The organism is Afipia sp. GW822-FHT04G07, from assembly GCF_058800765.1.
Genome location: NZ_JBXAMP010000001.1, coordinates 2784549 through 2803202 on the forward strand (window position 1 = coordinate 2784549; position 18654 = coordinate 2803202).

General features: G+C 62.9%; 20 protein-coding genes and 1 tRNA gene. 13 read left to right on the plus strand and 8 right to left on the minus strand.

The annotated features are described in order from the left end of the window. Positions 1 to 7: 7 nt before the first annotated feature. The 4 genes from pheT to rpmI form a co-directional block, all read right to left on the minus strand. The gene (pheT, locus tag AC1RKJ_RS13610; protein WP_492791482.1) at positions 8 to 2431 is read right to left on the minus strand and encodes a phenylalanine--tRNA ligase subunit beta; all 2424 of its coding nucleotides are present in this window, start codon (positions 2429 to 2431) and stop codon (positions 8 to 10) included. After that, positions 2428 to 3510: a phenylalanine--tRNA ligase subunit alpha gene (gene pheS, locus AC1RKJ_RS13615; protein WP_492791483.1), complete on the minus strand. Its 1083-nt coding sequence runs from the start codon at positions 3508 to 3510 to the stop codon at positions 2428 to 2430. Before pheS ends, pheT begins: the two co-directional genes overlap by 4 nt. A gap of 120 nt (positions 3511 to 3630) precedes the next feature. Beyond that, a complete protein-coding gene (rplT, locus tag AC1RKJ_RS13620) occupies positions 3631 to 3990 on the minus strand; it encodes a 50S ribosomal protein L20 (protein ID WP_492791484.1) in 360 nt (119 codons plus the stop codon). Between the two features lie 72 nt (positions 3991 to 4062). After that, the gene (gene rpmI / locus AC1RKJ_RS13625) at positions 4063 to 4263 is read right to left on the minus strand and encodes a 50S ribosomal protein L35 (protein WP_044405954.1); all 201 of its coding nucleotides are present in this window, start codon (positions 4261 to 4263) and stop codon (positions 4063 to 4065) included. 351 nt (positions 4264 to 4614) lie between these two features. On the opposite strand from rpmI, the gene AC1RKJ_RS13630 reads away from it, so the two are divergent. Then, positions 4615 to 5013 carry a hypothetical protein gene (locus tag AC1RKJ_RS13630; RefSeq protein ID WP_492791485.1) on the plus strand — a complete coding sequence of 133 codons (399 nt, stop codon included), beginning with the start codon at positions 4615 to 4617 and terminating at the stop codon, positions 5011 to 5013. 149 nt (positions 5014 to 5162) lie between these two features. Here AC1RKJ_RS13630 and infC read toward each other — a convergent pair whose 3' ends face one another. Beyond that, positions 5163 to 5702 carry a translation initiation factor IF-3 gene (gene infC / locus AC1RKJ_RS13635; RefSeq protein ID WP_492792737.1) on the minus strand — a complete coding sequence of 180 codons (540 nt, stop codon included), beginning with the start codon at positions 5700 to 5702 and terminating at the stop codon, positions 5163 to 5165. 352 nt (positions 5703 to 6054) lie between these two features. Here infC and AC1RKJ_RS13640 point away from each other — a divergent pair, with 352 nt between their 5' ends. Together AC1RKJ_RS13640 and AC1RKJ_RS13645 are read left to right on the plus strand one after the other, a co-directional pair. Continuing rightward, on the plus strand, positions 6055 to 6861 hold the full coding sequence (locus tag AC1RKJ_RS13640; RefSeq protein WP_492791486.1) for an alpha/beta hydrolase: 807 nt from the start codon (positions 6055 to 6057) through the stop codon (positions 6859 to 6861). Positions 6862 to 6932: 71 nt separating this feature from the next. Continuing rightward, complete coding sequence (locus tag AC1RKJ_RS13645; protein WP_492791487.1) at positions 6933 to 7403, plus strand: nuclear transport factor 2 family protein; 471 nt, start codon at positions 6933 to 6935, stop codon at positions 7401 to 7403. Between the two features lie 18 nt (positions 7404 to 7421). On the opposite strand, the gene queG is transcribed toward AC1RKJ_RS13645, so the two are convergent. Together queG and AC1RKJ_RS13655 are read right to left on the minus strand one after the other, a co-directional pair. Further along, positions 7422 to 8606, minus strand: coding sequence for a tRNA epoxyqueuosine(34) reductase QueG (gene queG / locus AC1RKJ_RS13650; protein ID WP_492791488.1), 1185 nt, complete (start codon positions 8604 to 8606; stop codon positions 7422 to 7424). Further along, positions 8555 to 9247 carry a glutathione S-transferase family protein gene (locus AC1RKJ_RS13655; protein WP_492791489.1) on the minus strand — a complete coding sequence of 231 codons (693 nt, stop codon included), beginning with the start codon at positions 9245 to 9247 and terminating at the stop codon, positions 8555 to 8557. The genes queG and AC1RKJ_RS13655 overlap by 52 nt, the downstream gene beginning before the upstream one ends. A gap of 208 nt (positions 9248 to 9455) precedes the next feature. On the opposite strand from AC1RKJ_RS13655, the gene AC1RKJ_RS13660 reads away from it, so the two are divergent. After that, the gene (locus tag AC1RKJ_RS13660) at positions 9456 to 10262 is read left to right on the plus strand and encodes an undecaprenyl-diphosphate phosphatase (protein WP_492791490.1); all 807 of its coding nucleotides are present in this window, start codon (positions 9456 to 9458) and stop codon (positions 10260 to 10262) included. Between the two features lie 6 nt (positions 10263 to 10268). On the opposite strand, the gene AC1RKJ_RS13665 is transcribed toward AC1RKJ_RS13660, so the two are convergent. Beyond that, entirely contained in the window at positions 10269 to 11237 is a 969-nt protein-coding gene (locus AC1RKJ_RS13665; protein WP_492791491.1) for a complex I NDUFA9 subunit family protein, read from the minus strand. 204 nt (positions 11238 to 11441) lie between these two features. Here AC1RKJ_RS13665 and AC1RKJ_RS13670 point away from each other — a divergent pair. The 9 genes from AC1RKJ_RS13670 (at position 11442) to ptsN (ending at position 18632) form a co-directional block, all read left to right on the plus strand. After that, positions 11442 to 11528: transfer RNA gene (locus tag AC1RKJ_RS13670), tRNA-Leu, on the plus strand. Between the two features lie 118 nt (positions 11529 to 11646). Beyond that, positions 11647 to 12012 (plus strand): DUF930 domain-containing protein, encoded by a 366-nt coding sequence (locus tag AC1RKJ_RS13675; RefSeq protein ID WP_492792738.1) that lies wholly within the window; start codon positions 11647 to 11649, stop codon positions 12010 to 12012. Positions 12013 to 12102: 90 nt separating this feature from the next. Continuing rightward, positions 12103 to 12717, plus strand: a complete 615-nt coding sequence (locus tag AC1RKJ_RS13680; protein WP_492791492.1) for a ribonuclease D — start codon at positions 12103 to 12105, stop codon at positions 12715 to 12717. Positions 12718 to 12901: 184 nt separating this feature from the next. Beyond that, positions 12902 to 13603 carry an LPS export ABC transporter periplasmic protein LptC gene (gene lptC / locus AC1RKJ_RS13685; RefSeq protein WP_492791493.1) on the plus strand — a complete coding sequence of 234 codons (702 nt, stop codon included), beginning with the start codon at positions 12902 to 12904 and terminating at the stop codon, positions 13601 to 13603. A gap of 8 nt (positions 13604 to 13611) precedes the next feature. Beyond that, on the plus strand, positions 13612 to 14337 hold the full coding sequence (locus AC1RKJ_RS13690; RefSeq protein ID WP_492791494.1) for an LptA/OstA family protein: 726 nt from the start codon (positions 13612 to 13614) through the stop codon (positions 14335 to 14337). 120 nt (positions 14338 to 14457) lie between these two features. Further along, on the plus strand, positions 14458 to 15549 hold the full coding sequence (gene lptB / locus AC1RKJ_RS13695; RefSeq protein WP_492791495.1) for an LPS export ABC transporter ATP-binding protein: 1092 nt from the start codon (positions 14458 to 14460) through the stop codon (positions 15547 to 15549). Between the two features lie 133 nt (positions 15550 to 15682). Then, positions 15683 to 17326, plus strand: a complete 1644-nt coding sequence (gene rpoN, locus AC1RKJ_RS13700) for an RNA polymerase factor sigma-54 (protein WP_492791496.1) — start codon at positions 15683 to 15685, stop codon at positions 17324 to 17326. An 80-nt stretch (positions 17327 to 17406) separates the two neighbouring features. Beyond that, positions 17407 to 18030, plus strand: coding sequence for a ribosome hibernation-promoting factor, HPF/YfiA family (gene hpf, locus AC1RKJ_RS13705; RefSeq protein WP_492791497.1), 624 nt, complete (start codon positions 17407 to 17409; stop codon positions 18028 to 18030). A 140-nt stretch (positions 18031 to 18170) separates the two neighbouring features. Continuing rightward, positions 18171 to 18632, plus strand: a complete 462-nt coding sequence (gene ptsN, locus AC1RKJ_RS13710; protein ID WP_492791498.1) for a PTS IIA-like nitrogen regulatory protein PtsN — start codon at positions 18171 to 18173, stop codon at positions 18630 to 18632. Positions 18633 to 18654: the final 22 nt, after the last annotated feature.

An 18654-nucleotide genomic window follows, 5' to 3' on the forward strand; every position in this document is an offset into this window, starting at 1 on the left:
CGGGCGATTAACCCCGCAGCACGCCGCCGGTCTTCTTCGTGACGTCCGCGATGATTTTTGAAGCCACCGCGTCGATCTCCTGATCGGTCAGCGTCTTCTCTCGCGGTTGCAACGTCACAGCGATGGCGATGGACTTCTTGCTCTCGTCGATGCCCTTGCCCTCGTAGACGTCGAACACGGTTACGCCGGTAATCAGCTTCTTGTCCACGGCCTGCGCTGTGCGGACGATGTCGCCCGCCTTGACGCTGCGGTCCACGATGAAGGCGAAATCGCGCGACACCGGCTGGAACGGCGACAGTTCGAGCAGCGGCTTGGCGCGGGTCGGCTTCGCCTTGGCGTCGGGAATCCGCTCAAGGATGATTTCGAACGCCACCAGCGGGCCGTCGGCCTTCAGCGCTTCGAGCGTGCGCGGATGCAGCTCGCCAAAATATCCCAGCACATTCTGCGGCCCAACCTGGATCGCGCCGGAGCGGCCGGGATGCAGCCACGCCGGAAAGTTTTTCGACTCAGCGGCCGAGACGATCTGCAACGCCTGCATCGGCGCGCCTGCGGCGGCGAGCACAGCCAGCGCGTCGGCCTTGGCGTCGAGTGCGTCGACGGTGAAGCTGCCGGACCACTGACGTCCGATACCTTTGGAGGACGCCAACCCACGGCGCACGCCGCTCGCGGCCATGAACTGATCCTCGGGCCTGTCGCCCTTGAAGATCTGCCCGACCTCGAACAGTGCCACGTCCGAGAAGCCGCGATCCGCGTTGGCCTGCGCCGCCGCGACGAGGCCCGTGATCAGCGAAGGCCGCATGTCGGAGAGGTCCGCCGCGATCGGATTGGCGAGCGTGAGGGCAGCGCTACCGCCGCCGAACAGCTCGGCCTGCTGCTTGGAGACAAACGACCACGTCACGGCTTCGACAAGTCCGCGGGCCGCGAGCGCGCGCTTGGCGCGGCGGGTGCGCAACTGCAACTGGGTCAGCACCGGTTTGCGCGGCGCGTCGCCACGCTCGAACGGCGTCAGCGGCACGCTGTCCACGCCGACAATGCGTACGATTTCTTCGACGATGTCGGCCTTGCCATGAACGTCGCTGCGCCACGACGGCACCGCGACCTTCACCACGGGACTGGTGCCCGCGATCATGAATCCGAGATGGCTCAGGATGCGCTTCATCTCCGGAAACGGCACTTCGATGCCGGCCAGACGCTTCACTTCCGCGACCGGAAATTCGATGATCCGATCATCGCCATGCGTTGCGCCCGCGACGACGACTTCCGACGGCGTGCCGCCGCAGAGATCCATCACAAGTTTGGTCGCCATCTCAAGGCCCGGCACCATGAAGGCCGGATCGACGCCGCGCTCGAAGCGATAACGGGCGTCGGAGTTGATGCCGAGCTTGCGGCCGGTCTGGGCGATGTTGATTTCGTTCCACAGCGCCGATTCGATCAGCACGTCGGTGGTGGTCTCGTCGCAGCCCGAGGCTTCGCCGCCCATGATGCCGGCCAGCGATTCCACACCATGCTCGTCGGCAATCACGCAGATGCTTTCATCGAGCGTGTAGGTCTTGCCGTCGAGCGCCAGCAGCGTCTCGCCAGCCTTGGCGCGGCGCACGGTGAGGTTGCCCGTCACCTTTTTCGCGTCGAACACATGCAGCGGGCGCGCGCGGTCGAAGGTCATGAAGTTGGTGATGTCGACCAGCGCGTTGATCGGGCGAAGGCCGATCGAGGTGAGGCGCTGTTGCAGCCATTCGGGCGAGGGGCCGTTCTTGACGCCGCGCACCAGGCGCAGCGCGAAGCCCGGACATAGCGATGCGTCTTCGATGGTCACCTGCACGGGCGAGGCGAACTCGCCCTTGATCTGCTTCGGGGCCTGATTCTTGAACTTGCCCATGTCGGCGGCGGCGAGATCGCGCGCGATGCCGTGCACGCCGGTGCAGTCCTGCCGGTTCGGCGTGAGATTGATTTCGATCACCGCGTCGCCGAGACCGGCCCATTCCGCGTAAGGCGCGCCAAGCGGCGCATCGGCGGGCAGTTCCATGATGCCGTCGTGATCTTCCGAGAGCTGTAGTTCGGCGGCGGAACATAGCATGCCGCGGCTCTCGACGCCGCGAATGGTGCCGATGCCGAGCGTGATGTCCTTGCCCGGAATGTAGGTGCCGGGCGGCGAGAACACGCTCACAAGCCCCGCGCGCGCGTTCGGTGCGCCGCAGACGACTTGCACAGGCGCGCCACCATCACCGGTATCCACCATGCACACGCGCAGGCGGTCGGCATTGGGATGCTGCTCGGCGGAAATCACGCGGGCGATGGTGAACGGCTTGAGCGCTTTCGCCTTGTTGTCGAGATGTTCGACCTCGAGCCCGATCATGGTGAGCTTGTCGGCGATTTTCTCGAGCGGCTCGTCGGTGTCGAGATGCTCTTTCAGCCAGGAGAAGGTGAATTTCACGACGACAACCCTCCCGCCAGCGTCGGGACATCAAGCGGCTTGAAGCCGTAGTGATTGATCCAGCGCGTATCGGACTCGAACATCTGGCGCAGATCGTTGATGCCGTATTTCAACATCGCGATACGATCGATGCCCATGCCCCAGGCGAAGCCCTGATAGACGTCAGGATCGATGCCGCAGGCGCGCAGCACATTCGGATGCACCATGCCGCAGCCGAGAATCTCCAGCCAGTCCTCGCCTTCGCCGAAACGAATCTCGCCCTTGTCGCGACGGCACTGGATATCGACTTCCAGCGACGGCTCGGTGAACGGGAAGAACGACGGACGGAATTTCATGTTGACGTGATCGACTTCGAAGAACGCCTTGCAGAATTCTGCGAGAATCCATTTCAGGTGGCCGAGATGCGAGCCCTTGTCGATCACAAGCCCTTCGACCTGATGGAATTGCGGCGTATGCGTCGCGTCGCTGTCGATGCGATAGGTGCGCCCCGGACAGATCACGCGAATCGGCGGCTTCTGCGACAGCATGGTGCGGACCTGCACCGGCGAGGTATGGGTGCGCAGCAGCGGCCGCGAGCCGTCTTCCTTGCGATTGAAGAAGAACGTGTCGTGCATTTCCCGCGCCGGATGGCCTTCGGGGAAATTCAGCTTGGTGAAATTGTAATCGTCGGTCTCGATGTCCGGACCTTCGGCGATCGAGAAGCCCATGTCGGCGAAGATCGCGGTGAGTTCGTCCATCACCTGGGTGAGTGGATGAATGCGGCCCTGCTCGGCGGGCGTCTCGCGAGTCGGCAGCGTGACGTCGATGGTTTCCGACGCGAGCCGGACATCGAGTGCTGCGTTCTTGAGAATGTCGCGGCGCGCGGTCAGCGCTTCGGTCACCTTGTCCTTGGCGAGATTGATCTTCGCGCCTTCGGTCTTGCGCTCGTCCGGCGACATCTTGCCGAGTGTCGCGAGCAGCGCTGAGATCGAGCCCTTCTTGCCGAGTGCGCCGACGCGCACGGCTTCAAGCGCGGCCTCATCGGAGGCGGCGGCGATGGCGCCGAGAATTTCGGTTTCGAGTTTAACGAGGTCGGACATTGCAAGCCCCAGCGGAACGGTTTCGGTTGAACCGTCCGGCGGGGATCATGTCACCCAGCCGAACGCAGCGGAGCGTTGTTACGCTCCGGTCGTGTCGGCCTCGTGCAAGAGGGGCAAAGCTTACGCCGCGAGTGCGGCTTTGGCCTTTTCAGCAATCGCCTGGAACGCCGCCGGTTCGTGGATCGCGAGATCCGACAGCACCTTGCGATCCACAACGACGCCCGACTTGGCGAGGCCGTTGATAAACACGCTGTAGGTCATGCCGAACGGACGCACAGCCGCGTTGAGGCGCTGGATCCAGAGCGCGCGGAACGTGCGCTTCTTCAGCTTGCGCGCGCGGAAGGCATACTGGCCGGCCTTGTCGACGGCGGCCTTGGCGGCGCGAATGGTGTTCTTGCGGCGGCCACGGAAACCCTTGGCGGCCTTGTAGACTTTCTTGTGCTTGGCGTGAGCTGTGACGCCGCGTTTAACGCGAGACATGATGAATGTCCTTCATCTGGAAAAGTGAAAACGGGATTAGTGAGATGCGCCGCGCGTGCGCGGCATTCAGACTCAGGCGTTCGGCAAGAAGTACTTCTTGATGTTGTCGCCGTCGGTCTTGAACAGCACTCGCGTGCCACGCAGCTGACGAATCTGCTTTTTGGTCCGCTTGATCATGCCGTGGCGTTTGCCTGCATGGGCGGACATCACCTTTCCGGTGCCGGTCACTTTGAAGCGCTTTTTGGCGCCCGACTTGGTCTTCAGCTTGGGCATTTGGCTCTCCTGTGGCCGCAGCAAAAATCCGCCCCGAGAGGCGCTTTGGCGGCTAAAATGCTCGTTAGAGCGTTGATAATGCTCAACTTAATCCCGTGTGGAGAAAGTCAGCATTGGCGTCGCCACGGCAGCCCTTAATCAGCCGGGCGACGAAGGTTGGGCTTATGGCAGACGAAGTGCGAATTGGCAACGATTAAGCGGGGCTTTTCGCAGCCTGCCGAGCCGGGAAAGCCGCCGCACCGGGCTACCCCTCCGCTGGGTTCATGGCGTCTATGCTGCATTGCACTATGAGATCCTGCGGATAATCCCTATACCCGCCCCAACTCATAAATCGAAGGAATGCCAACAGTCATGCGCAGCGCGACGACCACCTTGTTCTCAAATCCCATGGCCTTGATGATCGTGGGCGCGGTCCTGGCTGCCGTTGTGCCGCCGGCGTCCACCAAAGCTGCCGGGTCGTTTGACGGCGCATGGAAGGTCACCATCATCACCCAGGCCGGCAATTGCGATCCGGCCTACAGCTATCCCGTGAAGGTCGAGGACGGCCGGGTCAGCTATTCCGGCGACGGCAGCTTCGATATTTCCGGCCGTGTTGGCGATGCCGGCGCGGTCAGCGTCGCGATCGCGCGCGGCGACCAGAAGGCCAGCGCCAGCGGCAAGCTGTCGGCCAATTCCGGCTCCGGTCAGTGGAGCGGCAAATCCTCGAGCATGGAATGCTCCGGACGGTGGGAAGCCAGCCGCCGCTCGTAACGGCGCGGATCATCGATCAGTAGACATGAAAATGGCGCCGCAGTGAGCGGCGCCATTTTTCGTATCGATAAGAAAATCGGTTCGGCGCTTATCTTTCGTTGGGCATGATCTTTTCCGAAAACCGGTTCCCACTTTTCGGGATCATGCCCTTAGCGCGGCGCGAGAACCATGACCACCTGACGGCCCTCGAAGCGTGCGTCCTGCTCGACCTTGGCGATCTCGGCGACGTCGCTCTTCACCTTGTCGAGAAGCTTGGTGCCGATTTCCTGATGCGCCATTTCACGGCCGCGATAGCGCAGCGTGATCTTGACCTTGTCGCCTTCTTCAAAAAAGCGAAGCATCGCCCGCATCTTCACGTCGTAATCGTGATCGTCGATCATCGGCCGGAGCTTGATCTCCTTGATCTCGACGATCTTCTGCTTCTTGCGGGCTTCTGCGGCTTTCTTCTGCGCCGAATACTTGAACTTCCCGTAGTCCATGATCTTGCAAACGGGAGGCGTGGTGTTCGGCGAAATCTCGACGAGATCCATGCCGGCCTCCATCGCCATCTTGATGGCGACCGCGGTTTCGGTGGTACCGACGTTGGTGCCGTTCTGATCGATCAGCTGGATTTCGAGATTGCGAATTTCATCGTTGGTGCGCGGCCCATCTTTCGATGCGGTGGGCGGGGCTCTGTTGGGACGGCGAATGGGTAAATCTCCGATGTTGTGAACGAGGTCTTGAGTTTGAAGGAATAAGGTCCGCCGGGCAAGCGCGACAGGGTCGCTGCGCGCATTTTCCGGAGCCGCCCTGAAAAGCGGGATCAGCCATAAAACCGTAAAATGCCCGACAAAATAACCAGCCCTGGTGCTTTCCCTGGCGCTTTTCGGCGAGTCCGCTCCACATAGAGGCACAGCGCCGCTTCCGCAAGCGCCGCACGGCCGTCGAACCCACGGTCCGGCCGAGTAGGCCGGAGTGAAAGTCAGCCGGATGACGGTTGTTCCGTTCGCGTTGACGGATTGTGCCGTGGACCTCCATAACAGCCAAGACGGGGCATCTTCCATGACGCATTCATCTGACAGTTCCGCGGGGCCGGAGCCCGCCTTCATCGACGTGGGGGAGGGCGAGGCTAGGCGGCGCATCGCGGTCCGCAAACGTCCCGGCGTCTCGCCCGGGGTGTTCTGGCTGGGCGGCTTTCATTCCGACATGAAGGGAACCAAGGCGCAGGCGCTCGACGCATGGGCCGCCGAGCAGGGGCGCGGCTGCATCCGTTTCGATTACTCCGGACACGGCGAATCCGGCGGCGCGTTCGCCGACGGCACCATCGGGCAATGGCACGAGGAAAGCCTCAAGGTGTTCGACACCTTTTGCGAAGGGCCGCAGATCGTGGTCGGCTCGTCGATGGGCGGTTGGATGGCGCTGCTGCTGGCGCGCGCGCTGGCGAGGCGTGGCGCGGCGGCGGGTGCGACGCTCAGGGGACTGGTGCTGATCGCGCCCGCACCGGATTTCACCGAGGACCTGATGTGGAAGGGTTTCTCGCAGGAGGTCCGCGACGAGATCATGACCAAGGGCCTGTGGCATCGTCCGTCCGCCTATGGCGAGGACGCCTATCCGATCACGCGCAGGCTGATCGAGGAGGGCCGCAACCATCTGCTGCTCGGCGGCACCATCGATGTCGGCTGTCCGGTTCGCATTCTGCAAGGCGCGCAGGACCCCGACGTGCCGTGGCGGCACGCGTTCGCGCTGACGCATTGCCTGCCGAGCGACGACGTTGTGCTGACGCTGGTTCAGGACGGCGATCATCGCCTGTCGCGGCCGCAGGACATCGCGCGTATGCTGGGCGCGGTCAGTGAGTTATCGGCGGCGTGATCCCGAAAAGTGGGAACCGGTTTTCGGATCAGATCACGCCCAAACAAAATCATTGATCCTAGGAGACCGTCATGAAAACCGACACGCTGCTTCATGATTTCTGCCGCGCCGTCGAACAGCGCGACGGCAAGGGCTTTGCGGCGCTGTTCACCGACGACGGCGTTTACCACGATGTATTCTACGGCGCGTTTAAGGGCCGCGAGAACATCACGCAGATGATCGACGACTGGTTCTATCGAACCGCGAAGGATTTTCGCTGGGTGATGCACGATCCGGTCAGCGACGGCAAAACGCTCTATGCGCGGTACACGTTCAGCTACACGTCGATATTGCCGGAAGCGGATGGCGCGCGGGCGATGTTCGAGGGTGTTGCGATCATGACGCTGCGCGACGGCAAGATCGCCGAGTATCACGAGGTCGCCAACACCGCGCCGGCGTTCGTCGATCTGAAGTTCGCGCCGGAACGCATTGCGAAGATTCTGGCGAAGCAGGGCGCGGCACTCAAGGCTCGCCCCGAGATGAAGCGGCATCTGGCGCAGTGAATTCTGGGCAATGATGCGTTAGACCAGTGCCGCCGTCCACTCGTCCCGCACGCTTTCGTCATTATCGTTCGCCGTCTCGGCAAGTGCCGCGAATTCCTCGCGCGGCAACAGCCGCGACAGCGCCCACACCGCAGCGCCCCGCACCATGGCGCTCTCGTCGCCGAGCAGGCGGCGCGCTTCGGTCGCGAGTGAAACATCCCTGCTGTTGCCGATCGCGGTCAGCACGTTGCGCAAAAACCTTGCACGGCCGATTCGCTTGACCGGGGACTTGGTGAACATCGCGCGGAATGACGTGTCGTCGAGCCGCGCCAGATCGGCCAGCGATGGCGCCCGCAGTTCATCGCGGGCTGCGAGCTTCGCTTCATGGCCCGCCTGCGCGAACTTGTTCCACGGGCACACGCTCAGGCAATCGTCGCAGCCGTAGATGCGATTGCCGATGGCCTCGCGGTGCTCGCGCGGGATCGGACCCTTGTGTTCGATGGTGAGGTACGAGATGCACTTGCGCGCATCCAGCCGATAAGGTGCTGGAAACGCATTGGTCGGACAGATGTCGAGGCAGGCCTGACACGACCCGCAGTGGTCGATGTCGGCGTCGTCGCGCGGCAGGTCGAGCGTGGTGAAGATCGCGCCGAGGAACAGCCACGAGCCGTATTCACGCGACACGAGATTGGTGTGCTTGCCCTGCCAGCCGAGACCGGCCTGCTGCGCGAGCGGCTTTTCCATCACGGCAGCGGTGTCGACGAACACTTTGACGTCGCCGCCTGCTGTCGCCAGCAGCCAGCGCGCCAGCGTCTTCAGCCGCTTCTTGATCAGGTCGTGATAGTCGTCGCCGCGCGCATAGACCGAAATCGCGCCGCGCGTTCTCTGTTCGAGAAGCGCCAGCGGATTTTCATCCGGCCCGTAGTTCATGCCCAGCATCACGACGGAGCGCACCTCGCTCCACAGCACGCGCGGACTGGCGCGGCGCGGCGGATCGTTGGCGAGCCAGTCCATGTCGCCATGCGACCCGGCATCGAGAAAGGTTTGCAGTCTGTCACGCGCGCCCGCGATGGAATCGGGATCGGCGATGCCGACGGCGCTGAAGCCGAGGGCGCGCGCCTCGATGGTCAGCGCGGCCTTGACCGCGGACGCATCAGCCGGAGAGTTCTGCGTCAGAAGTCGAGATCCACGTAATGCGCCGACGCCGGAACGCCCGCCATCCATTCGCTCAGCAACGGGCGGAACGACGGGCGGGATTTGATCCGCACGTACCATGCCTTGGCTGCGTCGTCCTCGTTCCATGGCACATCGCCCAGATAGTCCAGCGCCGACAGATGCGCTGCGGCGGCAAGGTCGGCAAAAGTGAGCTGGTCGCCGGCCAGAAAGTTTCTCGTCCGCGCCAGCCAGCCGATATAGGCCAGATGATAGCGCACATTGGCGCGCGCCGCGCGCAGAACATCGGTCGATGGCGGCCCGCCGCCTTGCTCGGGTTTCATGAAGCGCTTGTAGATGCGCTCGCTGACCAGCGGATTGCTGGCTTCCTCAAAAAACTTGTCGTTGAACCATGTCATCAGACGCCGCACCTCGATGCGGTCGTTCATCGCCCGCGGCAGCAGCCGATGCTCGCCAAGCGGCGCGCCGTGGATTTCATCGAGAAACTCGGCGACCAGGCCGGCTCCCGGCATCGCGGGCGTGCCCTCGGTCACCAGCACCGGCGTATCCCCCGCCGGATTGAGCGCGAGGAAGGCTTCGCGCCGGTCCCATGCCAGTTCCTCTACCAGCCGCGTGTCGAGGCCGTGCTCGCCGAGCGCCAGCCGCACGAAGCGCGACCGCGGACAAAACGGGTGATGAAAGAGTGTGAACATGTGATTTTTGATAGTCCGGTTAGGTTTAACAAAAGGTCTCGAAGGGCGGTTAACGCGCAGGGCCGAAGCAACCGGCAGGATAGGCCGGAACGCCGGCTGGCCGACAGGAACCCTCCCTCAATTTCACGGATTTGCCGTTGCGGCAACACGGTGGATGAGCGACAAGAACGCGGTTTGCGAACCCCTCCACTGTTCCGGAAAACTCCCGATGCTCGCTGATCTCCTGAAGGCCGTCATCCTCGGCATCGTTGAGGGTGTGACCGAATTTCTTCCCGTTTCATCCACAGGCCACTTGCTGCTGGTGGAGCGGTTCATGGATCTCGATCGCGACAATTTCTGGAAGACCTTCGCGGTGATGATTCAACTCGGCGCGATTCTCGCCATCCTGGTGATCTATTTCGGCAGATTGTGGCGCATTGCGGTCGGGATGTTCTCCGATCCGGCGGCGCGGCGCTTCGTCATCGGCGTGCTGCTGGCATTTTTCCCGGCGGTGGTGCTCGGGCTGATTTTCGGCGGCTTCATCAAGAGCGTGCTGTTCAATCCGTGGGTGGTGTGTTTCTCGCTGATCGCCGGCGGCGCGGTGTTGCTGTGGGTCGACCAGCAGGATCTCAATCCGCGCTATCACGACGCCACGACATTTTCGCTGCCGATGTATCTCGGCATCGGCATCGCGCAATGCGCGGCGATGATTCCCGGCGTGTCGCGCTCCGGCGCGTCGATCGTCGCGGCGATGCTGTTCGGCGCGGACAAGCGCGCGGCCGCCGAGTTTTCGTTCTTTCTCGCGATCCCGACCATGGTCGGCGCGTTCGTCTATGATTTTTACAAGAGCCGCGCCGACATGACGATGGACCATGGTCTGGTCATCGCCGTCGGTTTCGTGGTGTCATTCATCACCGCGATCATCGTGGTGAAGACGTTTCTGGATTATGTCACGCGACGCGGCTTCGCGCTGTTCGCGTGGTGGCGCGTCATCGTCGGCTCGCTGGGATTGATCGCGCTCGCGCTGGGCAAGTAAAAGGCTTCACGCGCCCTTGTGCGCGAACTGGCCGGTTTTCCGGTAGCGCCAGAGATACGACGGCGTAATGGCCTCCAGCGAATCCGGCGCGATGCCGAGGCCTTCCAGCGTCAGCCCGGCGGCCTTCGCCGCTTCCGATACCACGTTGTCGCTGCGCAGCAGCTCGACCTGATCCGGCGTCAGCTTCAGATCGCCCGGCGCGAATTGCAGGAAGAATGCCTGGAGCCGCGCCAGCGCAAACGGCAGCGACACCAGCGCGCTGTTGCGTTCGGTGACGCGCAGAATGGCTTCGAGAACCTCGCGCATCGTCATCACCTCAGGCCCGCCGATCTCGTAGGTCGCGCCCGGCTTTGTCTTGCCGTCCACGGCGTCGGCGATGGCGGTGGCGACGTCGCCGACATAGACCGGCTGCAATTTCGTGAGGCCCCCGCCGATCAGCGGCAGCACCGGCGAGATGCGCGCCAGACCTGCAAAGCGGTTGGTGAAATGATCTTCCGGGCCGAACACCACCGAGGGGCGGATGATCGTGGCTTCGGGGACTGCTGCCAGCACTGCCGCCTCGCCCGCCGCCTTGGCGCGGGCGTAGTGCGAGGTCGAGTTCGCATCCGCGCCGATGGCCGAGACATGCACCACCCGCGCCCCGGTCTCGCTTGCCGCGCGCGCCACGGCTTCCGCGCCCTGCGCCTGCACGGCGTCGAAGGTCTGCGCGCCGCTCTCGGACAGAATCCCCACCAGATTGACGATCACGCTGGCGCCGCGGGCGGCGGCCTGCACCGACGCCGGATAACGCAGATTGGCCTGCACCGCGTGAATCTGGCCGACCTTGCCGACGGGCTGGAGATGCCCGGCGAGATCGGGGCGGCGGACGCCGACCCTGATGCGGTAATCGCGCTTGCAGAGCGCCCGGATCACGTGCCGCCCCAGAAAACCCGATCCTCCGAAGACCGTGACGAGCGTATCGATGGGGGCTGACATGCGTGGGTTCCTGCGTAAATGTTGGATACGGGACGACCGTCCCGCCGATTTCCGCGATACGCCATCATTCCTGTGCTGTACAGGCCATTCCGGCGGCATCCGTAGCGTTTTGAGCGGAGTGGATACCGGGTTCGCGTCAAGAAAACGCGTCAAGGCCGGAGCTATTTGACAACCGCGCGGACGATCAATAGTAACCGGCCCAATGCCCAGGTGGCGGAATTGGTAGACGCGCTGGCTTCAGGTGCCAGTGGCTTAACGGCCGTGAAGGTTCGAGTCCTTTCCTGGGCACCACTCGATGGTACGACGGCTTCCTCCCCGGAGGTCAGTCTTCCGGACGGTACCCTCCATCCGATTGACTCAATCCAACGTTCTCGGCGGAGCTTTCGTGAAAAATCCAGCCGTTATCCTGATGGCCGTGCTGTTCTCGGCCGCGCCGGCCGTTGCGATGGATGCCCGGTTCGCGGCGAGCCTCAAGAAACTCGATCCCCAGACCCGGCTGGAGCAGGTTTGCGATCTCGAAGCCATGAGCCGGATCGACCGCGACGCCAATCCTTATCATCCGGATCGCGCAAAGACCGATGTCGTGTCCCACCCGAAGCACACCGGCGACACGGTGAAAGGCTCCGGCGGGGCATTTCGCAGCAAGGGCCGCTGGTATTCGTTTTCCTTCGAGTGCAAGGGCTCGCCCGACCACATGAAAGTGCTGTCGTTCAGTTACAAGATCGGCGAGCTGATCCCGGAATCGAAGTGGGCGGCCCTGGGGTTGTGGCGGTGAGGCTGCCGATCCCTCTCGTCTCCCGGGGTATTGAGCGGTAGTTTAGCTCCATCGATTCGATCACATCCGAAACCGAGAGTTTTGCAGACCATGACCATCCGCCTGCATCGCGGCGACTTGCCGGACCTTTCGCGCTACACGCAGTCGGTGGCGATCGACACCGAGACGCTCGGCCTCAATCCGCACCGCGACCGGCTGTGCGTGATCCAGTTGTCGAACGGCGACGGCACTGCGGACGTCGTGCAGATTCCCGCAGGCCACACCGATGCGCCGAATTTGAAAAAGCTGCTCGGCGATCCGAAGGTCACCAAGATTTTTCACTTCGCGCGGTTCGATCTCGCGGTGCTGTTTCATGCTTTCGGCGTGATGCCGCAGCCGGTGTATTGCACCAAGATCGTGTCGCGGCTGGTTCGCACCTACACCGATCGGCATGGTCTGAAGGATCTGGTGCGTGAAGTGCTCGGCGTCGATCTGTCGAAGCAGCAGCAGTCGAGCGACTGGGGCGCTGCGACATTGACCGATGCGCAACTGGCGTATGCCGCGTCCGACGTGTTGCACCTCCATGCGCTGCGCGAAAAGCTCGACGCCATGCTGGCGCGGGAAAGCCGCGAGGAACTTGCGAAGGCGTGTTTCGAGTTCCTGCCGACCCGCGCCCGGCTCGACCTCGATGGATGGGAAAACGACGACATTTTCGCCCATTCCTGATTCCGGCCTTCGCAGCGGATTTCGCCCGGTTTCGGCCACTTTTCCGCTCTTTGCACGGTGTCTGGTCCATTTCAGACCTAAGCCCAGGTCCAAGTCTCTGGCGTGGCGGGACAAAGTGGCGGGCTGCAAAAAGTGGCCTTGTCGCGTAGAGTAACCTCGGCGCGATGACGCTTCGGAGCGGAATTTGTATTCGATTCAGGGCCAGAGCTATCAGGTGACCGCGGATGCGCGCTACGCCCAGGCGAAGCGTCACAGCCGCCGTGTGCGCCAGATGCGGCTGGCGGTTCCTGTGCTGGTGGCCGCGGCGATGGTCATGATCGTGGGCGCGTCGCTGTTCAACCCGTTCAGGATTCTTTCAAAGCTGCCGATCGACATCGGCAAGCTCGGAGTCTCGGGCACCAAGATCACGATGGATGCGCCGCATCTCGCGGGCTTCACCCCGGATCAGCGTCCCTATGAACTCTGGGCCAAGTCGGCGGTACAGGACGTGACGACTCCGAACAACGTCGAGTTGCACGAATTGCGCGCGAAGGTGCAGATGGAAGACAAGACAGGCATCACCATGGACGCGCGCAGCGGTCTGTTCGATACGAAAACCCAGCTACTCGATCTGAAGGACAGGATCTTCCTGCAATCGACGACCGGCTACGAAGCGCGATTGACACAGGCGGCGGTCGATATGGGCGCCGGCACGGTGTCGTCGGACGAGCCGGTGGCGGTGAAGCTTCTGAATGGTACGCTCGACGCCAAGCGTCTGAGGATCACGGAAGGCGGTGCGCTGGTGCGCTTTGAAGGCGGCGTCTCGATGATCCTGATTCCGGAAGAGCCGGCGAAAGATGCGGCTGCGAGCAGTGAAGCTCCGGCGCAGGATGCCGCCGCAAGATGACGAGTTGCATGACGACAATCGACAAAGGTCCTGAGGCCCGCGGCTTGACGCGCGCGATCGCGCGCACGCTGTCGGTGGCGGCGGTCGCGATCGCCTTGTGCGCAGGGCCCGAGGCGCGCGCGCAAAGCTCGGCGACGGGTGTTCCTAATGCGATGCAGGGCTTCTCGCAGAATCGCGACAAGCCGATCCAGATCGATGCGGCCTCGCTCGAGATGCGCGACAAGGACAAGGCGGCGACATTCAGCGGCAACGTGAAGGTCGTGCAGGGCGACACTACCATGCTGTGCAAGACGCTCGTCGTCTTTTACGACAACGATCAGACGGCCGGCGCCAAGCCTGCGATGAAGACGTCGACGCCGGGGCCGACCGGCAGTTCGTCGATCCGCAAACTGGAAGCGAAGGGCGGCGTCGTCGTCACCCAGAAAGAGCAGACGGTCACCGGCGATCGCGGCGTGTTCGACATGCGCGCCAACACGGTGACGATGCATGGCAATGTGCTGCTCACCAAGGACAAGAATGTGCTGCGCGGGGACCGGCTTATCGTCGATCTCACCACCGGCATTTCTCGCGTCGAAGCGGACAACAAGCGCGTCCAGGGCGTATTCCAGGCCTCGCCCAGCGCGTCGCCGCAAGGCGCAAGCCCGACCGGCACGACATCTGCGCCGGCACCGGCGGCGCCTGGAAAGCCGCTTAAGCTCAATAGCTTGCCGGCTACGCCGAAGCGCAGCGGTTGAACCCGATGCCGCGAGCCTGTATCACCCAGCCCCGGAACATTGGGGATGGGCAATACGCCCTCGCTCCCTCATGCTCAGGCAATCTCAAGGCTGATTTGAAAAGGCTGACTTGAAGCGGGCATGGTGGATCTCCTGCGCATCTTTCGTCGTCGAGGCCCGGTGCGTGGACGGCAGGGGTTCGCACGTTCGCGTCAGGACGACGCGCCGCAGGACATCACCTCATTGGCTGCGCGGATGGGCGACATCTTCCGGCCTGCCGCCGGCGAGAAGCCGTTAGCGGCCAGCCAGAGCACCCCGGCCAAGCGTGAGGCCGTCGCAGCCGCGATTCCCCGCGACCCTCCGACGCTCGCACCTCAGGATTCGTTCACGCACAATGCGCCGCCGATTCCGCGCAACCTGCCGCGGGATGTTTCCAAGGAACAGCCGCGCGAGAATGCGCCGCGTGCGCGCGCCGGCAACAACGGCGCATCGCCGCAACGCGCGCAGCACTCCGGTTATCTCGCGATCCACGGCGTCGAGAAAAGTTTCGGCACGCGCAAGATCGTGCATGGCGTCAGCATCTATGTCCGGCGTGGCGAAGCCGTCGGCATTCTGGGACCGAACGGCGCCGGCAAAACCACGGTGTTCTACATGATCACCGGCCTCATCAAGCCGGATCGCGGTCGGGTCGAACTCGACGGCCACGATGTCACGCAATTGCCGATGTATCAGCGCGCGCGGCTCGGCATCGGTTATCTGCCGCAGGAAGCCTCGATCTTTCGCGGGCTTTCGGTCGAGAACAACATTCGCGCGGTGCTGGAAGTGGTCGAGCCCGACAAGCGCAAGCGCGAACGCGAGCTGGATTCCCTGCTTGAGGAATTCAACATCACGCGCCTGCGGAAATCGCCATCCATCGCGCTGTCCGGCGGCGAGCGGCGGCGCGTCGAAATCGCGCGCGCGCTGGCGTCGCGTCCGAGTTACATGCTGCTCGACGAACCGTTCGCGGGCATCGATCCGATTGCGGTCGGCGACATTCAGGAACTGGTGCGGCATCTCACCCAGCGCGGGATCGGGGTCCTGATCACCGATCACAACGTGCGCGAGACGCTGGGTCTCACCGACCGCGCTTATATCGTCTATGCAGGTGAGGTTCTGACCGAAGGCAGCCCGGACGAGATCGTCAACGATCCCGACGTGCGCCGCCTGTATCTCGGCGAGGAATTCCGGCTCTAGGTCCGCTGCCGGGCGGTCCATGCTGCAGCGCGGCGCGCCCTACTCCGAATTTTCAAAACGTCAAGCCGTGTACAAGCCTTCAGGAAAGGTTTAAGCAAGAAACGGACCACTTTTGGACCGAATCTGGGTTTTTATGGCTCTGACGCAGAGATTAGAGTTCCGCCAGTCGCAGTCGCTGGTGATGACGCCGCAGCTGATGCAGGCGATCAAGCTGCTGCAACTGTCGAATCTCGATCTCGTGGCCTTCGTCGAGGATGAGCTTGAGCGCAATCCGCTGCTCGAGCGGGCCGATCAGGACGGCGCGCCAGATCGCGGGCAGGAGCCCGCCGCCCAGACCGAATTTTCCGAAGGTGAGGACAGCGGATTCACGCAAGGTCACGATCACGCCGGTGACGGGGAACGCTCCGCGGATGCGTTCGAGCCCGGCACCGAGGAATGGATGGCGCCCGATCTCGGAACGCGCACCGAGATCGAGCAGACCCTCGACACCGGAATGGAAAACGTTTTTCCCGAAGAGCCTGCGGATGCCGCAGCGCGCGCAGCCCAGGACGCGGCTCCAAGCGCCTACACGGAGTGGGGCGGGGGGGCATCGAACGACGACGACTACAATCTCGAGGCTTTTGTCGCCGCAGAACTCACGCTCAGCGGTCATCTCGCCGAACAACTGGCGGTGGCGTTTCCGGATCCGATGCGCCGCATGATCGGGCAGTACCTGATCGATCTCGTGGACGATGCCGGCTACGTGCCCGCCGATCTCGGCGATGCGCATGAGAAGCTCGGCACCTCGCGCGGCGAGGTCGAGGCGGTGCTTGCGGTTCTGCAGAAATTCGATCCGCCCGGCGTCTGCGCGCGCAACTTGAGCGAATGCCTCGCGATCCAGTTGCGCGAGAGTGATCGTTACGATCCTGCGATGCAGGCGCTTGTCGAAAACCTCGATCTGCTGGCGAAGCGCGACATCGCCTCTTTAAGAAAAATCTGCGGCGTCGATGATGAAGACATCGCCGACATGATCGGAGAAATTCGCCACCTCAATCCCAAGCCCGGCCTGAAGTTCGGGTCGGCCAGGACGCAGAGCGTCGTGCCGGACGTTTACGTTCGCCCGGGACCGGATGGCGGCTGGCATGTCGAACTCAACAGCGACACCCTGCCGAAGGTGCTGGTCAATCAAGTCTACTATACGCAGCTGTCGAAGACGATCCGCAAGGACGGCGACAAATCCTACTTCACCGATTGCCTGCAAAACGCGACCTGGCTGGTGCGCGCCCTTGATCAGCGTGCGCGGACGATCCTGAAAGTCGCCACCGAAATCGTCCGCCAGCAGGACGGCTTCTTCACGCAAGGCGTGGCGCATCTGCGGCCGCTGAACCTGAAAGCCGTCGCCGACGCGATCCAGATGCACGAATCGACCGTTTCGCGCGTCACCGCGAACAAGTACATGGCGACCAATCGGGGCACCTTTGAGCTAAAATATTTCTTTACCGCCTCCATCGCGTCGGCGGACGGCGGTGACGCGCATTCCGCGGAAGCTGTGCGGCACCGCATCAAACTCCTGATCGACGCGGAAAGCGCTGCCGCGATCCTGTCCGACGACACCATCGTGGAACGATTGCGCGCCGACGGCATTGATATTGCCCGGCGCACGGTTGCGAAATATCGTGAAGCCATGCGTATTCCCTCGTCCGTGCAGCGACGCCGCGACAAGCAGAGCATGCTCGGCACCGCGCTGACCTCGGCTGCTCCGGCCGTAGACAGGTCCCGCGACACAGCAACCGCTTGACTGCGCCGCCAAGAAGCGGAACGCTCCGATACGTAATCTCCGAACTGTTCGACAATTCGAAGCGGCAAGTGAGGAACGACATGACACTCCGGATCTCTGGAAAAAGCATCAGCGTCGGTGAAGCCCTGCGTGATCGCGTCAATGAACGAACGGATGAAGTTCTTCGAAAATATTTCGACGGTAACTATTCGGGCCACATCACTCTCAGCAAGGATGGCTTCGGCTTCCGCACCGATTGCGCGCTTCATCTTGATTCGGGCATCACGCTCGAAGCAGACGCGATGGCTGCCGATGCCTACGCCAGCGCCGATCAGGCGCTGCTGATGATCGAGAAGCGTCTGCGTCGTTACAAGAGCCGCCTGAAGGATCGCTCCGCGCGCAAGGCCTACGCCGCGGCCACAGCGGAGATCAACGGGGCGGGATTCAACGGACCCGGTCTCGACGCGCCGAGCTACGTGATCGAGGCTCCGTCCGGCGATCACGACGAGGGCGCGGACTTCAATCCCGTGATCATCGCGGAAGCGGTGACGTCGCTGAAACGGTTTTCGGTCAGCGAAGCGGTCATGGAACTCGATCTGACCGGCGCGGCTGTGATGGTTTTTCAGCACGGCTCGAGTGGCCGGGTGAATGTCATCTACCGCCGGCCGGACGGCAATGTGGGCTGGGTCGATCCCCCGACCGTCGGCGAGCCGGTTCGCCATTGACGCCTTGAGCGTGCCTAACTATGGTCCGCGACCTTTCAGGATTGCGGGCCAGAGTCTGGTTCGAATGGCCTTGACGCCGCCCGGTCGCTGACCGATTTAACAAGTCCACCAACGGCTTAACCTCACCCTCGGAACGTTCTATGACGATTACCGACCTGGTCGCACCCGAGGCGATTCTTCCTGCTTTGAAGGTCAACAGCAAGAAGCAGGCGCTTCAGGAACTCTCCGCGCGCGCGGCCGTCCTGACCGGACAAAATGAACGGTCGATTTTCGAGGTGCTCCTTCAGCGCGAAAAGCTGGGAACCACCGCTGTCGGCTACGGCGTGGCGATTCCTCACGGCAAGCTGCCGAAGCTCGACAAGCTGTCGGGCCTGTTCGCGCGGCTGGATCGCCCCATCGATTTCGAGGCGATGGATGGCCAGCCGGTCGATCTCGTATTCCTGTTGCTGGCTCCCGAAGGCGCCGGTGCGGACCATCTGAAGGCGCTGGCGCGCATCGCGCGGCTGTTGCGCGACCAGGACATCGCCAAGAAACTGCGCGCGTCGAAGGACGCGGAGGCGCTGTATTCGGTGCTGGCGCTGCCGCCGGCGACTGCGGCCTGAGAAATAGAGCCCCGGTACAGGC

Excerpts from the sequence above, each read along its gene's own strand:
- AC1RKJ_RS13680 (WP_492791492.1), top strand. The coding sequence starts at position 12,103 with ATGACCATCCGCCTGCATCGCGGCGACTTGCCGGACCTTTCGCGCTAC.
- rpoN (WP_492791496.1), top strand. The coding sequence starts at position 15,683 with ATGGCTCTGACGCAGAGATTAGAGTTCCGCCAGTCGCAGTCGCTGGTG.
- lptB (WP_492791495.1), top strand. The coding sequence starts at position 14,458 with ATGGTGGATCTCCTGCGCATCTTTCGTCGTCGAGGCCCGGTGCGTGGA.
- rplT (WP_492791484.1), bottom strand. The coding sequence starts at position 3,990 with ATGTCTCGCGTTAAACGCGGCGTCACAGCTCACGCCAAGCACAAGAAA.
- queG (WP_492791488.1), bottom strand. The coding sequence starts at position 8,606 with ATGGATGGCGGGCGTTCCGGCGTCGGCGCATTACGTGGATCTCGACTT.
- AC1RKJ_RS13645 (WP_492791487.1), top strand. The coding sequence starts at position 6,933 with ATGAAAACCGACACGCTGCTTCATGATTTCTGCCGCGCCGTCGAACAG.
- AC1RKJ_RS13660 (WP_492791490.1), top strand. The coding sequence starts at position 9,456 with ATGCTCGCTGATCTCCTGAAGGCCGTCATCCTCGGCATCGTTGAGGGT.
- pheS (WP_492791483.1), bottom strand. The coding sequence starts at position 3,510 with ATGTCCGACCTCGTTAAACTCGAAACCGAAATTCTCGGCGCCATCGCC.
- AC1RKJ_RS13675 (WP_492792738.1), top strand. The coding sequence starts at position 11,647 with ATGGCCGTGCTGTTCTCGGCCGCGCCGGCCGTTGCGATGGATGCCCGG.
- ptsN (WP_492791498.1), top strand. The coding sequence starts at position 18,171 with ATGACGATTACCGACCTGGTCGCACCCGAGGCGATTCTTCCTGCTTTG.
- hpf (WP_492791497.1), top strand. The coding sequence starts at position 17,407 with ATGACACTCCGGATCTCTGGAAAAAGCATCAGCGTCGGTGAAGCCCTG.
- AC1RKJ_RS13640 (WP_492791486.1), top strand. The coding sequence starts at position 6,055 with ATGACGCATTCATCTGACAGTTCCGCGGGGCCGGAGCCCGCCTTCATC.
- AC1RKJ_RS13665 (WP_492791491.1), bottom strand. The coding sequence starts at position 11,237 with ATGTCAGCCCCCATCGATACGCTCGTCACGGTCTTCGGAGGATCGGGT.
- AC1RKJ_RS13630 (WP_492791485.1), top strand. The coding sequence starts at position 4,615 with ATGCGCAGCGCGACGACCACCTTGTTCTCAAATCCCATGGCCTTGATG.
- AC1RKJ_RS13690 (WP_492791494.1), top strand. The coding sequence starts at position 13,612 with ATGACGACAATCGACAAAGGTCCTGAGGCCCGCGGCTTGACGCGCGCG.
- AC1RKJ_RS13655 (WP_492791489.1), bottom strand. The coding sequence starts at position 9,247 with ATGTTCACACTCTTTCATCACCCGTTTTGTCCGCGGTCGCGCTTCGTG.
- rpmI (WP_044405954.1), bottom strand. The coding sequence starts at position 4,263 with ATGCCCAAGCTGAAGACCAAGTCGGGCGCCAAAAAGCGCTTCAAAGTG.